This is a genomic window from Pseudomonas sp. KBN10P06128, from assembly GCF_037574945.1.
In the GTDB taxonomy this organism is placed as follows: domain Bacteria; phylum Pseudomonadota; class Gammaproteobacteria; order Pseudomonadales; family Pseudomonadaceae; genus Pseudomonas; species Pseudomonas aeruginosa.
The window spans coordinates 840,191-859,505 of sequence record NZ_JBBELR010000001.1; the positions used below are offsets into that span (position 1 = coordinate 840,191).

Annotated in this window: 15 protein-coding genes; 5 read left to right on the forward strand and 10 right to left on the reverse strand. The window is 68.6% G+C overall.

From position 1 onward, the window contains the following. Positions 1-83 precede the first annotated feature (83 nt). Genes fptA through VQ065_RS03970 form a run of 4 tightly spaced genes read left to right on the forward strand, consistent with a single transcriptional unit; the run spans position 84 to position 5,271 of the window. Entirely contained in the window at positions 84-2,246 is a 2,163-nt protein-coding gene (gene fptA / locus VQ065_RS03955) for a Fe(3+)-pyochelin receptor FptA (RefSeq protein WP_003111969.1), read from the forward strand. Next, positions 2,246-2,527, forward strand: coding sequence for a hypothetical protein (locus VQ065_RS03960; RefSeq protein WP_003093637.1), 282 nt, complete (start codon positions 2,246-2,248; stop codon positions 2,525-2,527). Before fptA ends, VQ065_RS03960 begins: the two co-directional genes overlap by 1 nt. Before the next feature lies 1 nt (position 2,528). Next, positions 2,529-4,034 (forward strand): PepSY-associated TM helix domain-containing protein, encoded by a 1,506-nt coding sequence (locus tag VQ065_RS03965; protein ID WP_023098439.1) that lies wholly within the window; start codon positions 2,529-2,531, stop codon positions 4,032-4,034. Continuing rightward, on the forward strand, positions 4,027-5,271 hold the full coding sequence (locus VQ065_RS03970) for an MFS transporter (RefSeq protein ID WP_003093635.1): 1,245 nt from the start codon (positions 4,027-4,029) through the stop codon (positions 5,269-5,271). The genes VQ065_RS03965 and VQ065_RS03970 overlap by 8 nt, the downstream gene beginning before the upstream one ends. Before the next feature lie 104 nt (positions 5,272-5,375). On the opposite strand, the gene phzM (VQ065_RS03975) is transcribed toward VQ065_RS03970, so the two are convergent. The 8 genes from phzM (VQ065_RS03975) to phzA all read right to left on the reverse strand — a co-directional run bounded on the left by phzM (VQ065_RS03975) (position 5,376) and on the right by phzA (position 13,043). Beyond that, a complete protein-coding gene (phzM, locus tag VQ065_RS03975) occupies positions 5,376-6,584 on the reverse strand; it encodes a pyocyanin biosynthetic protein PhzM (protein WP_003093633.1) in 1,209 nt (402 codons plus the stop codon). Between the two features lie 179 nt (positions 6,585-6,763). Further along, positions 6,764-7,408, reverse strand: coding sequence for a phenazine biosynthesis FMN-dependent oxidase PhzG (gene phzG / locus VQ065_RS03980; RefSeq protein ID WP_033939565.1), 645 nt, complete (start codon positions 7,406-7,408; stop codon positions 6,764-6,766). Positions 7,409-7,433: 25 nt separating this feature from the next. Then, entirely contained in the window at positions 7,434-8,270 is an 837-nt protein-coding gene (gene phzF, locus VQ065_RS03985) for a phenazine biosynthesis protein PhzF (protein WP_003093628.1), read from the reverse strand. Between the two features lie 13 nt (positions 8,271-8,283). Beyond that, positions 8,284-10,167, reverse strand: coding sequence for a phenazine biosynthesis protein PhzE (gene phzE, locus VQ065_RS03990; protein WP_014603725.1), 1,884 nt, complete (start codon positions 10,165-10,167; stop codon positions 8,284-8,286). Continuing rightward, positions 10,164-10,787, reverse strand: a complete 624-nt coding sequence (gene phzD, locus VQ065_RS03995; protein ID WP_003093625.1) for a phenazine biosynthesis protein PhzD — start codon at positions 10,785-10,787, stop codon at positions 10,164-10,166. Before phzD ends, phzE begins: the two co-directional genes overlap by 4 nt. Beyond that, entirely contained in the window at positions 10,784-12,001 is a 1,218-nt protein-coding gene (phzC, locus tag VQ065_RS04000) for a phenazine biosynthesis protein PhzC (protein ID WP_003093621.1), read from the reverse strand. Before phzC ends, phzD begins: the two co-directional genes overlap by 4 nt. A gap of 35 nt (positions 12,002-12,036) precedes the next feature. Then, the gene (phzB, locus tag VQ065_RS04005; protein WP_003123955.1) at positions 12,037-12,525 is read right to left on the reverse strand and encodes a phenazine biosynthesis protein PhzB; all 489 of its coding nucleotides are present in this window, start codon (positions 12,523-12,525) and stop codon (positions 12,037-12,039) included. Positions 12,526-12,554: 29 nt separating this feature from the next. Beyond that, positions 12,555-13,043, reverse strand: coding sequence for a phenazine biosynthesis protein PhzA (gene phzA / locus VQ065_RS04010; protein WP_014604080.1), 489 nt, complete (start codon positions 13,041-13,043; stop codon positions 12,555-12,557). A 696-nt stretch (positions 13,044-13,739) separates the two neighbouring features. On the opposite strand from phzA, the gene phzM (VQ065_RS04015) reads away from it, so the two are divergent. Continuing rightward, complete coding sequence (phzM, locus tag VQ065_RS04015; protein ID WP_003093617.1) at positions 13,740-14,744, forward strand: phenazine-1-carboxylate N-methyltransferase PhzM; 1,005 nt, start codon at positions 13,740-13,742, stop codon at positions 14,742-14,744. Between the two features lie 10 nt (positions 14,745-14,754). Here the strand turns inward: phzM (VQ065_RS04015) and opmD are convergent, their stop codons facing one another. Both opmD and mexI read right to left on the reverse strand, forming a co-directional pair. Beyond that, the gene (gene opmD / locus VQ065_RS04020) at positions 14,755-16,218 is read right to left on the reverse strand and encodes a multidrug efflux transporter outer membrane subunit OpmD (RefSeq protein ID WP_003093612.1); all 1,464 of its coding nucleotides are present in this window, start codon (positions 16,216-16,218) and stop codon (positions 14,755-14,757) included. After that, positions 16,215-19,304, reverse strand: a complete 3,090-nt coding sequence (mexI, locus tag VQ065_RS04025) for a multidrug efflux RND transporter permease MexI (RefSeq protein WP_003093610.1) — start codon at positions 19,302-19,304, stop codon at positions 16,215-16,217. Before mexI ends, opmD begins: the two co-directional genes overlap by 4 nt. Positions 19,305-19,315: the final 11 nt, after the last annotated feature.

The window sequence follows — 19,315 nt, forward strand, 5'->3', positions numbered from 1 at the left end:
CGGCAATCGAAAAAGCCCCGGAGACGATTTCTTCATAATGATAAGCATTATCAAATCGTATATCCCCCGAGGTTGTTCGAACGATGAAAACGGAGACGAAGGTGATCAAGGGACGCCAGGGCATCGCCCGCAATCGGCACACCCCGTTGTGCCTGGGGCTGCTGCTGGCGCTGAGTCCGCTGGCGGCGGCCGTGGCCGACGCGCGCAAGGACGGCGAGACGGAACTGCCGGACATGGTGATCAGCGGAGAAAGCACGTCTGCCACCCAGCCGCCGGGGGTGACTACCCTGGGCAAGGTGCCGCTCAAGCCGCGCGAGCTGCCGCAGTCCGCCAGTGTCATCGACCATGAGCGCCTCGAACAGCAGAACCTGTTCAGCCTCGACGAAGCCATGCAGCAGGCCACCGGGGTCACCGTGCAGCCGTTCCAGCTGCTGACCACCGCCTACTACGTGCGCGGCTTCAAGGTCGACTCCTTCGAGCTGGACGGGGTGCCGGCACTGCTCGGCAATACCGCCAGTTCGCCGCAGGACATGGCGATCTACGAGCGGGTCGAGATCCTCCGCGGCTCCAACGGACTGCTGCATGGCACCGGCAACCCGGCGGCCACCGTCAACCTGGTGCGCAAGCGGCCGCAGCGCGAGTTCGCCGCCAGCACCACCCTCAGCGCCGGGCGCTGGGACCGCTACCGCGCCGAGGTCGACGTCGGCGGCCCGCTGAGCGCCAGCGGCAACGTGCGCGGCCGAGCGGTGGCCGCCTACGAGGACCGCGACTACTTCTACGACGTGGCCGACCAGGGCACCCGCCTGCTCTACGGGGTGACCGAGTTCGACCTGAGCCCCGACACCCTGCTCACCGTCGGTGCGCAATACCAGCACATCGACTCGATCACCAACATGGCCGGGGTACCGATGGCCAAGGATGGGTCCAATCTCGGACTGTCCCGCGACACCTACCTCGATGTCGACTGGGACCGCTTCAAGTGGGACACCTACCGCGCCTTCGGCTCCCTCGAACAGCAACTGGGCGGCGGCTGGAAAGGCAAGGTCAGCGCCGAATACCAGGAAGCCGATTCGCGCCTGCGTTACGCCGGCTCCTTCGGCGCCATCGACCCGCAGACCGGCGACGGTGGCCAGCTGATGGGCGCCGCCTACAAGTTCAAGAGCATCCAGCGCAGCCTCGACGCCAACCTCAATGGGCCGGTGCGACTGTTCGGCCTGACCCACGAACTGCTCGGTGGGGTCACCTACGCCCAGGGCGAGACCCGCCAGGACACCGCACGCTTCCTCAACCTGCCGAACACCCCGGTCAATGTCTACCGCTGGGACCCGCACGGCGTGCCGCGCCCGCAGATCGGCCAGTACACTTCGCCGGGCACCACCACCACCACCCAGAAAGGCCTCTATGCCCTGGGTCGGATCAAGCTCGCCGAGCCGCTGACCCTGGTGGTCGGCGGCCGCGAAAGCTGGTGGGACCAGGACACCCCGGCCACTCGCTTCAAGCCCGGTCGCCAGTTCACGCCCTACGGCGGGCTGATCTGGGACTTCGCCAGGGACTGGTCGTGGTATGTCAGCTACGCCGAGGTCTACCAGCCGCAGGCGGATCGCCAGACCTGGAACAGCGAGCCGTTGAGCCCGGTGGAAGGCAAGACCTACGAAACCGGGATCAAGGGCGAACTGGCCGACGGCCGCCTGAACCTGTCGCTGGCGGCGTTCCGCATCGACCTGGAGAACAATCCGCAGGAAGACCCGGACCATCCGGGGCCGCCCAACAATCCGTTCTACATCAGCGGCGGCAAGGTGCGCAGCCAGGGCTTCGAGCTGGAAGGCACAGGCTACCTGACGCCCTACTGGAGTCTCTCGGCCGGCTACACCTACACCAGCACCGAGTACCTCAAGGACAGCCAGAACGACTCGGGGACGCGCTACTCCACCTTCACCCCGAGGCACCTGCTGCGCCTGTGGAGCAACTACGACCTGCCCTGGCAGGATCGGCGCTGGAGCGTCGGCGGCGGACTCCAGGCGCAGAGCGACTACAGCGTCGACTACCGTGGCGTGAGCATGCGCCAGGGCGGCTACGCACTGGTCAACATGCGCCTGGGCTACAAGATCGACGAGCACTGGACGGCGGCGGTCAACGTCAACAACCTGTTCGACCGGACCTACTACCAGAGCCTGTCCAACCCCAACTGGAACAACCGCTACGGCGAACCGCGCAGCTTCAACGTCAGCCTGCGGGGCGCGTTCTGATGCCGCGCCGGCCGGGCTTCGGCTGGGCCTGGCGGGTTCCGCTGGCGCTCGCCGGCAGCCTGGCGGCGGCGGCCGCCAGCGGCTATCTGTTGACTCGCGGGCTGCCCCTGGACGACCCGCTCGAGCGTCTCTACGCCGGGCTCTTCGGCGCGCTCGGGGTGGGCTTGTTGCTGCTTGTCGGCGGGTTGCTGGCGCGTGGTCCGGGCAACCTCGCCTGGCGCCTGGGCGGTAGCCTGCTGGCACTGGGCCTGGCGCTGTGGCTGCTGGCGGGGCGCGGTTGAAGTGGCGGCGCGTCCTCTCCTGCTCTCGCTGCACGGTGGCGCCGGCGCGCTGTTCGGCGTGCTGCTGTTCGTGGTGCTGTTCAGTGGCGCCTGGAGCCTTGGCCACGACGACCTGCGCGAGTGGCTGCGGGCCCCGGCGCAGGCGGGAGGAGAGGCCCTTGCGCTGGAGCGCCTGCTCGAGCGGGCGGGCGAGGAAGGCGTCGACATCGGCGATGCGACCCTGCTGCTGCCCGCTCCCGGCCATGCCGCCTTCAGCGTCTGCGATGCGCGCCTGGACTGCCGGCTGGACCTCGACCCGGCCAGTGGCCGGGTGCTGCCGCCGACGCCGGCGCTGGACCTCCTGCTGAACCTGCACAAAAGCCTGTTCGTCGGCTTCCCCGGGCGGGTGCTGGTCAGCCTGTTCGGCGTATCGCTGTTGCTGCTGTGCCTGGCCGGCGTGCTGCTGCACAGCCGCCGCTGGCGCGACCTGCGGCGTTGGCGGCGGGACCGCGGGCTGCGCCTGGCGCTGTTCGACCTGCATGGCCTGATCGGCATCTGGGGACTGCCCTGGCTGCTGTTGTTCGGTTTCACCGGCGCGCTCAGCGGGCTGGGCGCGCTCGGGACCCTGTTGCTGGCGCCGGTGGCCTACCCGCAGGAACCGAACCGGGTGTTCGTCGAGTTGATGGGACCGCCGCCGCCCGCCGCCGAGGGGCGGCCGTTGGCGACCCGCATCGATCTCGACCGCCTGCTTGCCGGCGATGCCGTGCGGGCGCCCGGCTTCGTTGCCCAGCGTTTGAGCCTCAGCCATGCCGGGGATGTCGCCGGCAGCGTGGAGATCGCCGGTATCCAGCGTGGCCTGCCGAGTACCGCGAACTTCGAGCGGCACCGCTATCGGCTGGCCGACGGCGCCCTGCTCGGCGAGCGCAGCTCGGCGCAGCGCGGGTTCTGGCTGCGCGCCTTCATCGCCGTGCAGCCGTTGCATTTCGCCCAGTACCAGTGGCTCGGGCCGGGCTGGTCCGCCGCGTTGCGCGGCCTGCACCTGGCGATGGGCCTCGGCGCCTGCCTGCTCTGCGCCAGCGGCCTGTACCTGTGGTTGCAACGACGCGCCTCGGCGCCGGAGGCCCGCGTACGGCTCTTGCAGCGCCTGAGCCAGGGTTTCTGTGCCGGCCTGGTGGCGGCGGCCGCGTTGCTCCTGCTGGGGCTGCAACTCGCCCCCTCGGAGCTACTCGCCGGACCCTGGCCGGGGCGGCTGTTCCTTGTCCTGTGGGCCGCCGCTGGCCTGGCGGCGTTGCTGCTGCCGGGCGACTGGCCGCTGGCGCGCGGGTTGCTCGGCGTCGCCGGGTTGGCCTGCCTGGCGGCCGCCGTCGCGCACCTGGCGCCCTGGCTCATGCGCGGCCGGCTGCCGGCCCTGGGCCCCGACCTCACCTTGATCCTCTGCGGCGCGCTGCTCATCCGGCACGCCTGGATGCAGGCGCGCGCCGCTGCGCCACCCGCCCACCCCCGTGTCACCGGAGACCACCATGCTTGAGCTGTATCGCCACCGCCGCCTGGTCATCACCCTGGCGTTGCTCTACCTGTCCCAGGGCATTCCCATCGGCCTGGCCATGGACGCCCTGCCCACCCTCCTGCGCCAGGATGGCGCGCCATTGCAGGCGCTGGCCTTCCTGCCCCTGGTGGGGCTGCCCTGGGTGGTCAAGTTCCTCTGGGCACCCTGGGTCGACAATCACTGGTCGCGCCGTTTCGGCCGGCGGCGTAGCTGGATCCTGCCGATGCAATGCATCGTCCTCGCCTGCCTGCTCGGCCTGGCGACGTTTGGCCTCGGCGTGGCCAGCGCCGGTTGGGCGGTCGGCCTGCTGGCGCTGGCTTCGCTGGCCAGCGCGACCCAGGACATCGCCACCGACGGCATGGCGGCGGAGCACTTCAGCGGCGAGCTGCTGGCCAAGGTCAACGCGGTACAGATCGCCGGGGTGATGATCGGCTTCTTCGGCGGCGGCGCCGGCAGCCTGATCCTCGCCGGGCATTTCGGCCAGCGCACGGCGTTCCTGGTCATGGCCTGCGTGCCGCTGGCAAGCCTGTGCTGCGTGCTCGCCCTGGGGCGCGGCGACCCCCACGAACTCCCCCCGGCACCGGCCGCCAAGGCCAGCCTGCTGCGCTTCCTGCGTCGGCCGCTGGCGCCTTCGCTGCTGGCGCTGGCACTGCTGTCGGCGATGACCGCGGTGTCCGGCTTCGGCCTGTCCAAGCTGTACCTCAGCGATGCCGGCTGGGCCTTGCAGGACATCGGCCGGCTGGGCATGAGCGGTGGCCTGGTCACGGTATTCCTCGGCTGCGGCGGCGGCGCCTGGCTGGTCAGGCGGATCGGCCTGTGGCGCGGTTTCGCCCTTGGCGTGGTGCTCGCCGGTTGTTCGGCGCTGCTCTGGTATCTGCAGGCCGGTCGCTGGTTGGCACTGAGTGAAGGATTGGCGTGGACCTGCGTGCTGATCGGCTCGCTGGCTACCGGCATCACCTCGGTGGCGATCCTCACCGCGGCGATGCGCTTCGCCGGCCAGGGCGGCCAGGCCGGCACCGATGTCACCGCGGTGCAGAGCACCCGAGACCTCGGCGAGATGCTGGCGTCTTCGTTCCTGGTCAGCCTCACCGCGCAGATCGGCTATGCCGGCGGTTTCCTCACCGGCAGCGCCCTGGCGGTGCTGGCCCTGCTGCTCGCCCTGCGCCTGCAGGCCGGCGAGGGGCGCGGGGAGTGGAAGGGGCGGGCGGAAGAGGCCTGAGGCGTTGCCGATAGGCGCGCAGCGCCCGGCACCCGCACGGATGCCGCCTCTCCCGCGGACGGGAGAGGCGGGAGAGGGCAGGCGCGGTGGCCTGCCCGGTGTTGCTAGCGTGGCCGTTCCACCTGGTTGCGGTAGCTGCCGGTGATCGCTTCCAGCGCCGCGCTCTTCTCGGTCTTCGGTCGCGAAGCCGCGGCCCATTCCTCTTTTTCCCGTTCGCGGTTGGCCAGGATGATCTTGTTGGCGGTCGGCCGCCGCGCTTCTTCGTATTCGCGCAGGGCTGCGGCCACGTCGGCGTTGCGCGCCAGCGCGGCGGCCAGCTCGATGCCGTCGAGGATCGCCTGCGAAGCGCCGTTGGCGCCCATCGGATACATCAGGTGGGCGGCGTCGCCGAGCAGCGTGATGCGTCCCCGGCCCCAGTGCGGCAGCGGATCGCGGTCGACCATCGGGTACTGCAGGATCAACTGGTTGCGGGTCAGCAGGTCGCGGATGTCGAACCAGCCCAGGTCCCAGTCGGCGAAGAACGGCAACACGTCTTCCAGGCGTCCGTTGCGGTTCCAGTCGGCCTCGTTGTCGAGCTGGCCGACGGCGGCGCTCGGCACCATGCACACCCAGTTCACCAGCGACTTGCCTTCGGCCGCGTGGCGCGCCGAGATCGGATAGGCGACCAGGCGCGACCAGTGCTCGTCGTTGGCGACGATCATGGTCTTGCCGTCGAGGAAGCGGTCGAACTCGGTGACGCCGCGCCACATGGTGATCCCACCGTGGGACAGCGGCCCCTGGTCGGGATGCAGGTGCGCGCGGACCGCCGAATGGATGCCGTCGGCACCGACCAGCACATCGGCACCGAGCGCCAGGGGCTTGCCGTGTCCGTCGCGGGCGCCGATCAGTACGCGGCCGTCGCGCTCTTCGATGCGCTCCACGCCGAGACCGGTGCGTACCGCCTGTTGGCCGAGACGCTCGCGCACCGCGGCGAGCAGGATCATCTGCAGTTCGCCGCGATGGATCGAGTACTGCGGATAGGCGTTGCCGGCTTCCACCCCGCGCGGCTCGGACCATACCGTGGCGCCGCTCTGGTCGATGTAGCGCAGCTCGTGGGTGGGGATGGCGGTGGCCGCCAGCGCTGGGCCGAGGCCCAGTTCGGCAAGGGCCTCGACCGCCGCCGGCTGGATATTGATGCCGACGCCAAGGGGGCGTATCTCGCTGCTGCTTTCCAGCAGCGTGACCTTGCCGATGCCGGCCTGGTGCAGGGCCAGGGCGCAACTGAGGCCGCCGATGCCGGCGCCGGCGATGAGGATATCGATGGGTTCGCTCATGGGTGCTTCCTTTTCTCGAGTGTTCGAATCGATGGGGGTTCGGCTGGGACGGATGACCGTTTACCGCGATGAAACGTCGGCGCAGCGGCGGATAACGCCGGTGGCGTTATTCGCCCTACGGCCCGACTACGGGGCCGCGGGACGCATATCCGCCGTGAAACGCCGGCGCAGCGGTGTCGTCACGGTTGCAGGTAGCGGTGCTTCCAGCCTCCTTCGTCGCGGTCGTAGCGCAGGCGCTCGTGCAGCCGCTCGGTGCCGTTGCCCCAGAACTCCACCGACTCCAGGCACAGTTCGAACAGGCAGTAGCCCGGCGGGCGCGGCAGCGGGCCGTCGGTTTCCGCCAGGCGCCGGGCTTCGGCGCGCAGGGCGTGGATGTCGGCGAGGGTTTCGCTCTGCCGCGAGGCGATCGACATCGGGTGGGTCTGGTACGGGCGGCTCAGCCACTGGGCGTCGGCGCGCTCGTCGGGCAGGCGTTCGGCGTGGCCGTTGAGGATGATCTGCTGGCTGCTCTCGCGCCAGTACAGCACCCCCGAGGCCCAGGGGTTCTGCGCCAGTTCGCGGCCCTTCTGGCTATCGGCGTGGGTGGCGAACACCACCCCGCGCTCGCCCAGCTCGGCGATCACCACGATCCGCGTCGACGGCCGGCCCTGCCCGTCGACCGTGGCCAGGGCCAGTGCCCGCGGCTCGCGCACGCCGTAGCGGCGGGCGCGTTCCAGCCAGTTGCGCAGCACCTCCATGGGGTTCGCCGGCGGCGCCTCGAACTCCGGGAAAGGGGCTTCGATGGTCCCGGTGAGGGACTCGGAAATGTTCGCGTTGACGCCCATCATGGCGTTCCTCCGTTCTGCCCGTTCACAGGTAGGCGCGGCCTTCGGCGAAGGCCGCGCCGTTGCCCGACACTTCCACCGCCGAGACCCGCTCGCCGGCACCCTCGGCGCGGGCGTACATGCGCGACGGCCGGCCAATCTCGACGCCCTGGAGGATCTCGATCTGCTGCCCGTAGGGAATCTGCCGGTGGCGCGCCAGGTGGATCGCCAGCGGCCCGGCGGCGGAACCGGTGGCGGCGTCCTCGACCACGCCGTAGGCCGGCGAGAACATGCGGCTGCGCCAGTGCCGCCCGGCGCCGGCGAAGCAGTTCACCGCCAGGTCCGGGAAGTCGCACAGCGCGCGGTGGTCGGGGTGCAGCGCGGACAGTGCGGCGACGCTCTCCAGGCCGACGAACACGTGGCGCGGGCCGTTGCGGTAGACCTCGATGGGAAAGGTCGAGCCCTTCAGGCCGAGGGCGGCGAGCAGCTCGGCCGGTCGGCTGAAGTGCTCCCAGGTGGGGATCGGCTGCTGCATGCTGCAGGCCACCACCTTGCCGTCCTGGCGCTCCAGGGCGAAGGGCACGGTGCCCATCCTGGTCTCCAGGAACAGCCTGTCCTTGTCGGTCTCGGCGCCCAGGGCGATGGCGGTGCCCAGCAGCGGGTGGCCGGCGAACGGCAGTTCGTTGACCGGGGTGAAGATGCGGATGCGCGCGTCGCCGTCCTGTTGCGGGCGGAGCACGAAGGTGCTCTCCGACAGGTTCATCTCCCGCGCCATGCGCTGCATGCGCTCGCCGCTGAGGTCGTCGCAGTCGAAGAACACCGCCACCGGGTTGCCTTGCAGCGGTTCGCTGGCGAAGGCGTCTATCACGACATATCTGTGCATGGGCTCTCCTGGCTCAGGGCCGCCGCTCGACCAGCGCGTGGCGCAGCAGGTCGGCGATGATGCGCGGACCCTCGCGGGTCAGCACCGATTCGGGGTGGAATTGCATGGAGGCGAAGCGCGGCCCGCGCAGGGCGTGGACCTCGCCGGTCTCGCGGTCGCGGCTGATCTCGATCGGGCCGACCTCGGGGATCTCGATGCGGTCCTGCAGGGCGCGCGCGGCGAAGGTGTTGTAGAAGCCGACGCGCTCGGCGGCGCCGAACAGGTCGATCTGTTTCTGCACGCCCTGGTTGGGCTCCTGCCGGCGTTGCAGGTCCAGGCCCAGGCACAGGCTCAGCACCTGGTGGCTCAGGCACACGGCGAGGAACGGCCGGCGCTCGCTGAGCAGCGAACGGATGGCCAGGTGCAGGTGGCCGATCTTCGGCTGGCCGATCTCGGTGGGGTTGCCCGGGCCGGGGCCCATGATCACCAGGTCGTAGCCGTCGAACGAGTACGGCTCCTGGAAGCCGCGCACGGTCACCGTCAGGCCCAGCGACTTGAGCTGCTTGGCGATCATCGAGGTGAAGGTGTCCTCGGCGTCGACGATCAGCACCTCGCGTCCGGACAGGTCGGCCTGCAACTGCTGGCGCTCGCTGGCGCCGCGCAGCCAGAAGTCGGCGATCGGCGCGTTGCGGCTGGCCAGCGCCGCCACCACGTGCGGGTGCGAGCCCAGGCGCTGCGGCGCCTGGCTCTTCAGCGCGGCGATCAGCCCGGAAGCCTTGGCCCGGCTTTCCGCCGCCTCGCCCAGGGGATCGGAGTGACGCACGATGGTTGAGCCGACGCCGATGCGCAGGCGGCCGTCGCTCTCGATCTCGGCGGTGCGGATCAGGATCGCCGAGTCCAGCGTGCGCCCGCCCTGACCATCGCCGCCGATCAGCGCCGCCACCCCGCTGTAGTAGCCGCGACCCTGAGGCTCGTAGCGGCGGATCACCCGGCAGGCGCTTTCCAGCGGGCTGCCGGTGACGGTCGGGGCGAACAGCGTCTCGCGCAGCACCTCGCGCACGTCGCGGTTGGTCTGGCCCTCGATGAAGTACTCGGTGTGCGCCAGGTGCGCCATCTCCTTGAGGTAGGGACCGAGCACCCGGCCGCCGTCCTCGCAGATCCGCGCCATCATCTTCAGCTCCTCGTCCACCACCATGTACAGCTCGTCGGCTTCCTTGCGGTTGTCGAGGAATTCCATGACCTCGGCCAGGTTCGGCCCGGCCGGCGGGTAGCGGTAGGTGCCGCTGATCGGGTTCATCACCGCCAGGCCGTCGCGCACGCTGATGTGTCGCTCGGGCGAGGCGCCGACCAGGGTGCGTTCGCCGGTGTGGACGATGAAGGTCCAGTAGGCGCCCTTCTCGCGCAGCAGCAACTGGCGGAAGAAACTCAGCGCGCTGGCCGTGGCGTAGCCGTCGATGCGCGCCTGGAAGCGCCGCTTGATCACGAAGTTGGCGCCTTCGCCGCGACCGATCTCGTCGGCGATGACCCGCCCGACCACTTCGGCGTAGGCCTCGTCGTCGAGGTCGAAAGCTTCCTCGCTCAGTTCCAGCGCCTGGTTCGGCAGCAGCGCCAGGGCCTGCTCCAGCGGCAGCAGTTCCTGCTCCAGAACCTTCAGCGCCAGCAGCGGCGTGCCGTCGTCGAGCGCCTCGAAGCCGCGCTCGGCGATCTGCCGGTAGGGAATCAGCGCCAGCAGGTCATGGCGCGGCAGGCCCGGGCCGGGCTCGTCCAGCGGCAGGTCGGCCAGGCCGTGCAGTTCGAGCGCCTCGCCGCGGATCACGTCGAGCAGGCCGGGGCCATTGCTTTCCGGGCGGTAGAGCAAGGCGAACGGCGCCGGCCGTTCGAGCAGGCGCTGCAACAGCGATGTGGGCAGGGCGTTCATTCCAGCACCTCATCGGTGGTGACCACCATCGCGCAGCGGCTGGCGGCGTACTCCAGGGCCATGCGGTGGTGCGCCTCGCTGAAGTCGGCGATGGCGTCGGCCACCAGGAACGGCTGGATGTCGTTGGAGTAGGCGTCGACCGTGGAGATCAGCACCCCGACGTGGGCGTATACGCCGCACAGCACCAACTGGTCGCGGCCGGCGGCGCGCATCCGCTGGAGCAGGTCGGAGTGGAAGAAGGCGCTGTAGCGCCACTTGGTCAGCAGCCAGTCGTCCGGCCCCGGCGCCAGCTCCTCGACCACCTCGCGGTCGGCCGGACTGGCGCGCATGCCCGGCCCCCAGAAGTCCTTGAGCAGACCGCGCTGCTCCTCGGTCATGCTGCCCGGCTGGGCGGTGTAGGCGATCTGCACGCCCTGCTCGACGCACCAGCGGCGCAGCCGCGCGGCGTTGGCCACCAGCCCGGCGCGCAGGCTCTCGGGCAGCGGGCGCAGGAAGTAGCGCTGCATGTCGTGCACCAGCAGCACCGCGCGCCGCGGCTCCAGGCTCCAGCGCGCCAGGTTGGCCGGCAGCTGCTGGGCGGTCGGCAAGGGATAGGCGGTGATTTCGGGAATGCCGCTCATGCCACGGTCTCCAGGGGGAAGGTTGCGCTCGGGATCGCTTCTGCGCCGGACCAGGCCATCACCGCGCTGAGCGCCTGCCAGGGGTTCAGCCGCGGATCGCAGAGGCTGGTGTAGTGCCGGCTGACCTGGTGCAGGCCGCTGGAATCGGCGACGCACTCGGTGACGTCGTCCGGGGTGGTCTCCAGGTGCAGCCCGGCGGCCACGCCGCCGGAGCCGGACACCGCCAGGCGGAACGCCGCCACCTCCTCGGCGATGCTGCGCACCAGGCGGGTCTTGTTGCCGCAGGGCGCGACGATGGTGTTGCCGTGCATCGGGTCGCTCAGCCAGATCACCGGGTGGCCGGCCGCGCGCACCGCTTCCACCAGCGGCGGCAGGCGCTCGCCGACCTTCTGCGCGCCCATCCGCGCGATCAGCGTCAGGCGCCCCGGCTCGCGGCGCGGGTCGAGGCGCTCGCAGAGCGCCAGCAACTGGTCGCGGCCGATCTCCGGACCGACCTTGCAGGCCACCGGGTTGAGCACCTCGGCCAGCAGCGCCACATGGGCGCCGTCGACCTGGCGGGTGCGCTCGCCGATCCACGGCCAGTGGGTCGAACCGAGATAGACCCGGCGCTGCTCGTCCTCGCGCAGCATCGACAGCTCGTAGTCGAGCAGCAGCATCTCGTGGCTGGTCCAGACCGGCGAGGCATTCGCCTCCTGCCCGGACGCGGCGTCCCAGCCCAGGTGGCGCATGATGTTGCGCGCCGCCGCGTAGCCCTTGAGGATCCGCTGCGGGTCGGCCCGGCGCTGCTCGGCATGGGCCTCGCGGCCGTTGACCATGTCGCCGCGATAGACCGGCAGGGTCTGCTCGCCGACCTGCTCGTGCGGCTTGGAACGCGGCTTGGCGTACTGCCCGGCGATGCGCCCGACGCGGATCACCGGCCGCCGGCCGGCCAGGCGCAGGGCGCCGGCCAGCAGTTCCAGCACGGCGGCCTTGCGCGCCACGTTCTCGGCATGGTGGTCGTCCATGTCCTCGGCGCAGTCGCCGCACTGCACCACCAGCGCCTCGCCGCGGGCGACCCGCGCCAGGGTCGCGCGCAGGGCCAGGATGTCGCCGGCGCGGATCAGCGCCGGACTGCCGCGCAGGTACGCCTGCACGTCGCGCAGGCGCGACGGATCGCCCCATTCGGGTTGCTGCAGCGCTTCGCAGCGCCGTACGCGTTGCAATAGATCGTCCATGGTGGGTCCCCCTTCGGCAGGAGATATCGTTTCGATCAAGTGGGAATGCCTTCGCGTTTTATTTCCGGGACCGGAATGCTCAAGGCGCGCAATTGTTGGAAGACGTTCATGAATTCGCGGTTGCGCTTGATCTTGCCGTCTTCAAGTTCGAAGGAATGCAGGAAGTGGTTTTCGTAATAACCTTCGGGATATCCGGGGAAAAGAATCTTGCCGTGACCGTCGCATTCGACCCAGAAATGATTGGGGTCGTCGGTTCCGAATATATTTATGTTGTACCACTCCCAATCGGGAAAGCACTTCAATGACCAGACGGCATGTTCCGCAAGTTTGTCTTTGCCACGAATGACGATGGGCGAGCCGGTATCGGTGGTCCATAAACCGCCACAGCCGTCCTCGACGAAAAGTTCATGGCGGCGCAGGCGATCCTGGCCTTTGGTATTCATGTACTTCTCGACGGTGGCGCGATTCTTTTCGCGAAGTTCGTTGGCATCGGTGAAACCGATTGGATTTGTCGTGTCAGGCATCGTCAATGCTCCTTGGCGGTAGATGTCATTCAAGTGGGAATACCGTCACGTTTTATTTGCGGAACGGCTATTCCCAATGCACGCAATTTCTGCATCGGGTTCATGAACTCGCGATTGCGTTTTATCCGGCCGTTCTCGAGTTCGAAGGAATGGATGTAGTGGTTCTCGCAATAGCCCTGCGGATACCCCGGGACCAGCGCCTTGCCGCGCCCGTCGCACTCGACCCAGAAGTGGTTCGGATCCTCGGTCTCGAAGATCCGCACGTTGTGCCACTCCCAGTCGGGGAAGCAGCGCTCGAGCCACTCGGCGAGCCGCCTGAGGCTCTCATGGCCCCGGAAGACCAGGGGTTCACCGCTTTCCGTGGTCCAGTTACCGGCGCAGCCGTCCTCGACGAACAGGCTGTGCCGCTGTAACCGTTCGGCCCCCTTCATGGCCATGTAGCGCTCCACCGTGGCGCGATTCAGGCGCCGCAGACGCTCGATGTCGAGGGGTGTTTCCCTGTACCGCTGACCGTTCATGCGCCGCCTCCGAGAGGGCTCTCCAGGTATGCCGGAGAAACTTTTCCCTCGCGGCATCGGTTATTCGCTGGCGCGCAGGAGTTCGTCGCTCGGTAAGGGAGCGATATTCGCTGGGCGCATTGTTTATACGTAGGGTGAAATTTCGCGTTACATATGTTCGCCTGTCGTTTCCAGTTTTCGAAAGGCAATAGGAGTTTCATCCAGGGTTTCTTTTGGAAACCTGTCGGTAATGGATTCGCAATGCTTTCGTTAAGGTGCGACAGACGAGGTCGCGAAGACTTTCAGCGTCATTCCGTGAAGTGTTTCAAATAGCCAGCATCCCTGGTCGCTGATGTGGATTGCATAAAACACAGAACGCTCGTACCGGCTCAACTACAAGATCTGGTAGGTGCCAGACAGGGTATGCGGGATTGCTAAGCTGATGCTTCCTGCAATGCCGGAGGTTGTAGCCAAGTTGTAATTTTATTCTTTCGGTACGCAGGAAAAGGCTCTGGAACAGGCAGTTGGAAAGTTCCAGGGTTGTTTCCGCAACGAGATCCAGGCAGCGCTGATCCGGGGGATGAGCGCATTTTTTCTCAAAGTTCCGAATGAACCGGGGTGTTCTGCGGTATTTCTCGCCGAGCGGGCAAGAAGTGCGAAATAGAGCGCTTGGGTACTTCTCGGGTTACGGAAATGTGTAACGAGAGAGAATAAAAGATGAATAATTCGAATCTTGCTGCTGCGCGTAATTTGATACAAGTTGTTACCGGGGAATGGAAGTCCCGTTGCGTCTACGTCGCTACGCGCCTCGGGCTGGCCGATCTGATCGAGAGCGGGATCGACAGCGACGAGACGCTGGCCGCCGCGGTCGGTTCCGATGCCGAGCGCATCCATCGACTGATGCGCCTGCTGGTGGCCTTCGAGATCTTTCAGGGCGATACCCGCGACGGCTACGCCAATACCCCCACCAGCCACCTGCTGAGGGATGTCGAGGGCTCCTTCCGCGACATGGTGCTGTTCTACGGCGAGGAGTTCCACGCCGCCTGGACGCCCGCCTGCGAGGCACTGCTCAGCGGTACCCCAGGCTTCGAGCTGGCGTTCGGCGAAGACTTCTACAGCTACCTCAAGCGCTGCCCGGATGCCGGCCGGCGCTTCCTGTTGGCGATGAAGGCGAGCAACCTGGCCTTCCACGAGATCCCCAGGCTCCTGGATTTCCGCGGGCGTAGCTTCGTCGACGTCGGTGGCGGTTCCGGCGAATTGACCAAGGCCATCCTGCAGGCCGAGCCCAGCGCCCGGGGCGTGATGCTCGACCGCGAGGGTTCCCTCGGCGTGGCCCGCGACAACCTCTCCAGCCTGTTGGCAGGGGAGCGCGTCAGCCTGGTGGGCGGCGACATGCTGCAAGAGGTGCCGTCCAACGGCGATATCTACCTGCTGTCGCGGATCATCGGCGATCTGGACGAAGCCGCCAGCCTGAGGTTGCTCGGCAATTGCCGCGAGGCGATGGCCGGCGACGGCCGGGTGGTGGTGATCGAGCGGACCATCTCGGCCAGCGAGCCGTCGCCGATGTCGGTGCTCTGGGACGTGCACCTGTTCATGGCCTGCGCTGGCCGCCACCGCACCACCGAGGAGGTGGTCGACCTGCTCGGGCGCGGCGGCTTTGCGGTGGAGCGGATCGTCGACCTGCCGATGGAAACCCGCATGATCGTCGCTGCCAGGGCCTGAATCGGAACTCTCAACGGTTGGCCCCGGCGGTTTCGCCGGCGGCCAGTTGGCCGGCGCCCGGCGCCAGGTCGCCGCTGCCCCAGCCGAGCGCCTTGTAGAGGGCGATGACGTTGACGAACGAGGCGGTCTCCGCCTGCGCCAGTTCCTCGCGGATCTGGTACAGCGCGCGCTGGTTCTCCAGCACCGCCAGGTAGCTGCCGGCGCCGGCGCGGTAGCGTTCGTTGGCGATCTCCAGGGCGTTCGCGCCATGGGTCGCGGACTGGAACAGGGCGACCAGCCGACGCTGGTGTTCGGCCAGTTGGTTGAGCGCGTTGCCGACGTCCTCCTGGGCCAGCAGCAGGGAGCGCTGGTAGCGCGCCAGCGCGGCGTCGGACTGCGCCTCGACGGCGCGCAGGCGCGCCCGTACGTTGCCCAGGCGGAACGCCGGCCAACTGACGCTGGGCGCCAGTTCGAAGGCGCGCGAGGCACTGCCGAGGTCGCCGCTGCGCAGGGCGAAGAAACCGATGAAGCCGCCCAGGTCGAGGCGCGGATAGAGTTCGGCGGTGGCCGCGCCGACGTCTTCGGTGCTCGCTGCCAGTTGCCGCTCGGCGCTGACTACGTCGGGGCGCTGGAGGATCAGGCGGTCGACGTCGCCCAGCGGCAGGTTCTTCGCCAATGGCGCGGCGCCGCTGCCGTCGAGGATCGGCGCGCCGCTGCCCGGCGCCTCGCCGCGCAGCACGTCGAGGCGGTAGCGGGCGCTCTCCAGCGCGGTCGTCAGTGGCGGAATCGCCGCTTCGCTGCGCAGCAGGTTGGCCTGGGCGTTCTCCACGTCCTCCGGCAGGCCGCTGCCCAGTTGCAGGCTGCTGCGGGTCAGCTCCAGGGTGTCGCGCCAACTGCGCACCTGGGCGCGCGCCACGTCCAGCCGGCGCTGGTAGCCCTGGATCTCGAAGTAGGCGCGGGCGGTGTCGGCGGCGATGCTCAGGCGTACCAGCCGGAGGTCGGCGTCGGCCGCTTCGGCGCGGGCCAGGGCGGCGTCGGAAAGTCGGCCGAGGCGACCGAACAGGTCGATTTCCCACTGCGCGTCGAAGCCGGCGCGGTAGCTCTCCGCCAGGCGCCGGCGCGGCTCGCCGTCGTAGTCCAGCTGTTGTTCGATGCTGCGGTTGTAGCCGGCCTGGCTGGTGACCTGCGGCAACTGGTCGAGCCAGCGATCGTCGAACAGCGCGCGGGCGCTGCGCAGGTTGGCGCGGGCCTCGCGGATGTCGTGGTTGCGCGCCAGCGCCTGGTCGACCAGGCGCACCAGTTGCGGATCGTCGAAGAAGCTCCACCAGGGCGCTTCCCGCCGCTCGCCGGAGAACTCGCCGAGGTGCTCGCTGGCGACGCGTGGCGGCGGCGACTGCGGACGCTGGTAGTCGGGGCCGACGCTGCAGGCGGCCAGGCCGGTGCCGACCGCCAGGGCCAGCGCCAGGCGCGAAAGGTTCGGGTAGGAGCGCTTCATGCCTTGTTCACCAGCAGATCGGCCTCGGCCAGTTGCCGGCTGCGCGGGCTCTTGTCGACTTCCGCGTGGTTGCGCGCCAGCAGGGTATAGACGGTGGGCAGCACGAACAGGGTGAAGAGGGTGCCGACCAGCATCCCGGAGACGATCACCACGCCCAGGCCGAAGCGGCTGGCGGCGCCGGCGCCGCTGGCGAAGAGCAGCGGCACCAGGCCGAAGACCATTGCCGCGGTGGTCATCAGCACCGGCCGCAGGCGGATCTGCGCGGCGCGCAGGATCGCCGCGCGGCGGTCGAGGCGCTCGTGGAGTTGCAGTTCGTTGGCGAACTCGACCATGAGGATGCCGTGCTTGCTGATCAGGCCGATCAGGGTGACCAGGCCGATCTGCGTATAGATGTTCATCGTCGCGTAGCCCAGCGCCAGCGGCAGCAGCGCGCCGCAGATCGACAGCGGCACGGTGATCAGGATGATCAGCGGGTCGGCCAGGCTCTCGTACTGCGCGGCGAGCACCAGGTAGATCACCACCAGGGCGGCGAGGAAGGCGAACACCAGGGTGTTGCCTTCCTGGGTGTATTGCCGCGAGTCGGATTGCCAGTCGTGGCTGAAGCCGGCCGGCAGGCCGCGCGCCACGTCGTCGAGGAAGGCCACCGCCTGGCCCATGGAGACGCCGGGCGCAGGGATCGCCTGGAGGGTCGCGGCGTTCTGCTGGTCGAACTGGATCAGCTTGTTCGGTTCGACCTGAAGCTCCACCCGGACCACCGTCGACAGCGGCACCAGGTTGCCGTCCTGGGTGCGCACGAACTGTCGTGCCAGCGCTTGCGGAGTGAAACGCTGGTCGCGCAGGCTCTGTGGGATCACGTCGTAGGAGCGGCCCTCCATGCCGAAGCGGTTGACGTAGTTCTCGCCCACCAGCACCGCCAGCGACTCGCCGATGTCCTGCATGCGGATGCCCAGGCTGTTGGCCTTGGCGCGGTCGATGCGGACCTGGACCACCGGGTTGTTGTAGTCGAGGTCGCTGTCGACCACCACGAACAGCCCGCTCTGTCGGGCCTTCTGCTTGATCTCTTCCATGGTCCGGTAGAGCACCGGATAGTCCTGCGGGCTGCGCAGCACCATCTGCACCGGCAGGCCGCCGGTGGAGCCGGGCAGGGCGGCCAACTGGAAGGCGAAGATGCTGCTGCCCTCGACGTCGCCGACCTTGCCTTGCAGCTCGGACTGGATCGCCGAGGCGTCGCGCTCGCGTTTTTCCCAGGCCGCCAGGTTGATCCCGCCGAAGCTCGCCGCCGGTCCGTCGGTGCCATTGATGATCCAGGTGCTCACGGTTTCCGGGATGCTGGTGTAGACCTGGTCGAGCTTGCGCGCGAACAGTTCGACGTAGTCGAGGTTGGCGTGCTGCGGCGCCTTGATCGCGGTGAGCACCGCGGCCTGGTCCTCGGTCGGCGCCAGTTCGCGCTTGGGCATCGAATACAGCAGCGGCAGGCTGATGCACACCAGCAATGCCAGGCCGCCGGTCAGCCAGCGGTGGCCCAGGGAGAACTCCAGGACCTGCCCGTAGCGCCGCGTCAGGCCGCCGAAGAACCACTCGGCGGCGCGGCCCATGCGCCCCTCGTTCTGGTGTGCCTGGAGCAGCAGCGAACTCATCACCGGCGACAGGGTCAGCGCCACCACCCCGGACACGATCACCGCGCCCGCCAGGGTCAGGGCGAACTCGCGGAACAGCGCGCCGGTGAGGCCGCCCATCAGGCCGATGGGGGTGTACACGGCGGCCAGGGTGATGGTCATGGCGATCACCGGGCCGGCCACTTCGCGGGCGCCGATCAGCGCCGCCGCCACCGGCGACTTGCCTTCCTCGATGTGGCGGTGGACGTTCTCCACCACCACGATGGCGTCGTCCACCACCAGCCCGATGGCCAGCACCATCGCCAGCAGGGTCAGCAGGTTGACGCTGAAGCCGAAGGCCAGCATCAGCGCGGCGGCGCCGAGCATCGACAGGGGAATGGTCGCCACCGGGATCAGCACGCTGCGCAGCGAGCCGAGGCAGAGGTAGATCACCAGCACCACGATCAGCAGCGCTTCCACCAGGGTCCGCACCACCTCGTCGATGGAGGCCTGGATGAAGCGCGAAGTCTCGTAGGCGAGGTCGACGCGGACATCCGGCGGCAGGGTCTTCTGGATCTCCGGCAGCAGCTTGCGGATGCCGTCGACGATCACCAGCGGGTTGCCGGTGGGCGTCGGGAACAACCCCAGGTGCACCGCCGGGTCGCCGTCCATCAGTGCGCTGGTCTCGGTGGCCGCGGCGCCCAGTTCGACGGTACCGACGTCGCGCAGGCGCACCAGGCCGTTGCCATCGTTGCGGATGACCATCTCGCGGAAGTCGTCGACGTTGGTCAGGTCGGTGTTGACCCGCACGTTGGACAGCACGTACTGCCCCTTCACCATCCCCGGCGCCGCCTGGTAGTTGTTGCGGCGGATCGCCTCGGCCACGTCGGAGGCGGTCAGGCCGCGCCCGGCGAGGCGGTCGGCGTCGAGCCAGAGGCGCATGGCCAGGCGCTGGCCGCCAAAGGTCTGGACCTTGGCCACGCCGTCGATGGAAGAGAACATCGGCTCGACCACCCGCGACAGGTAATCGGTCAACGCCGGGATCGGCAGGGTTTTGCTGGAAAAGCCGACGTAGGCTACCGCGGTGGTCTCGCCGGAAGAGCGTTCGATCACCGAGTCGTAGGCACGCTCGGGCAGCTTGTAGCGCACCGAGTTGACCTTGGCCATGGTCTCGGTCATCGCCTGGGTCGAATCACGGTTGAGCAGCATGCGGATGGTCACCACGCTACGCCCCTGCACCGAGGTCGAGGAAAGGTAGTCGATGCCCTCCACCGACGACACCGCCTGGGCGATCGGCTGGGTGACGAAGCCCTGCATGAGATCGGCGGAGGCGCCGGGGTACTCGGTGGTGACGGTGATGGTCGAGCTTTCCAGCAGCGGGTACTGGCGGATCGGCAGCTTGCCCAGGGAGAACAGGCCGAGCAGCAGGATCAGCGTGCTGACCACCAGCGCCAGCACCGGCCGGCGAACGAACAGGTCGGTAAAGGTCATCGCGGGGTTCC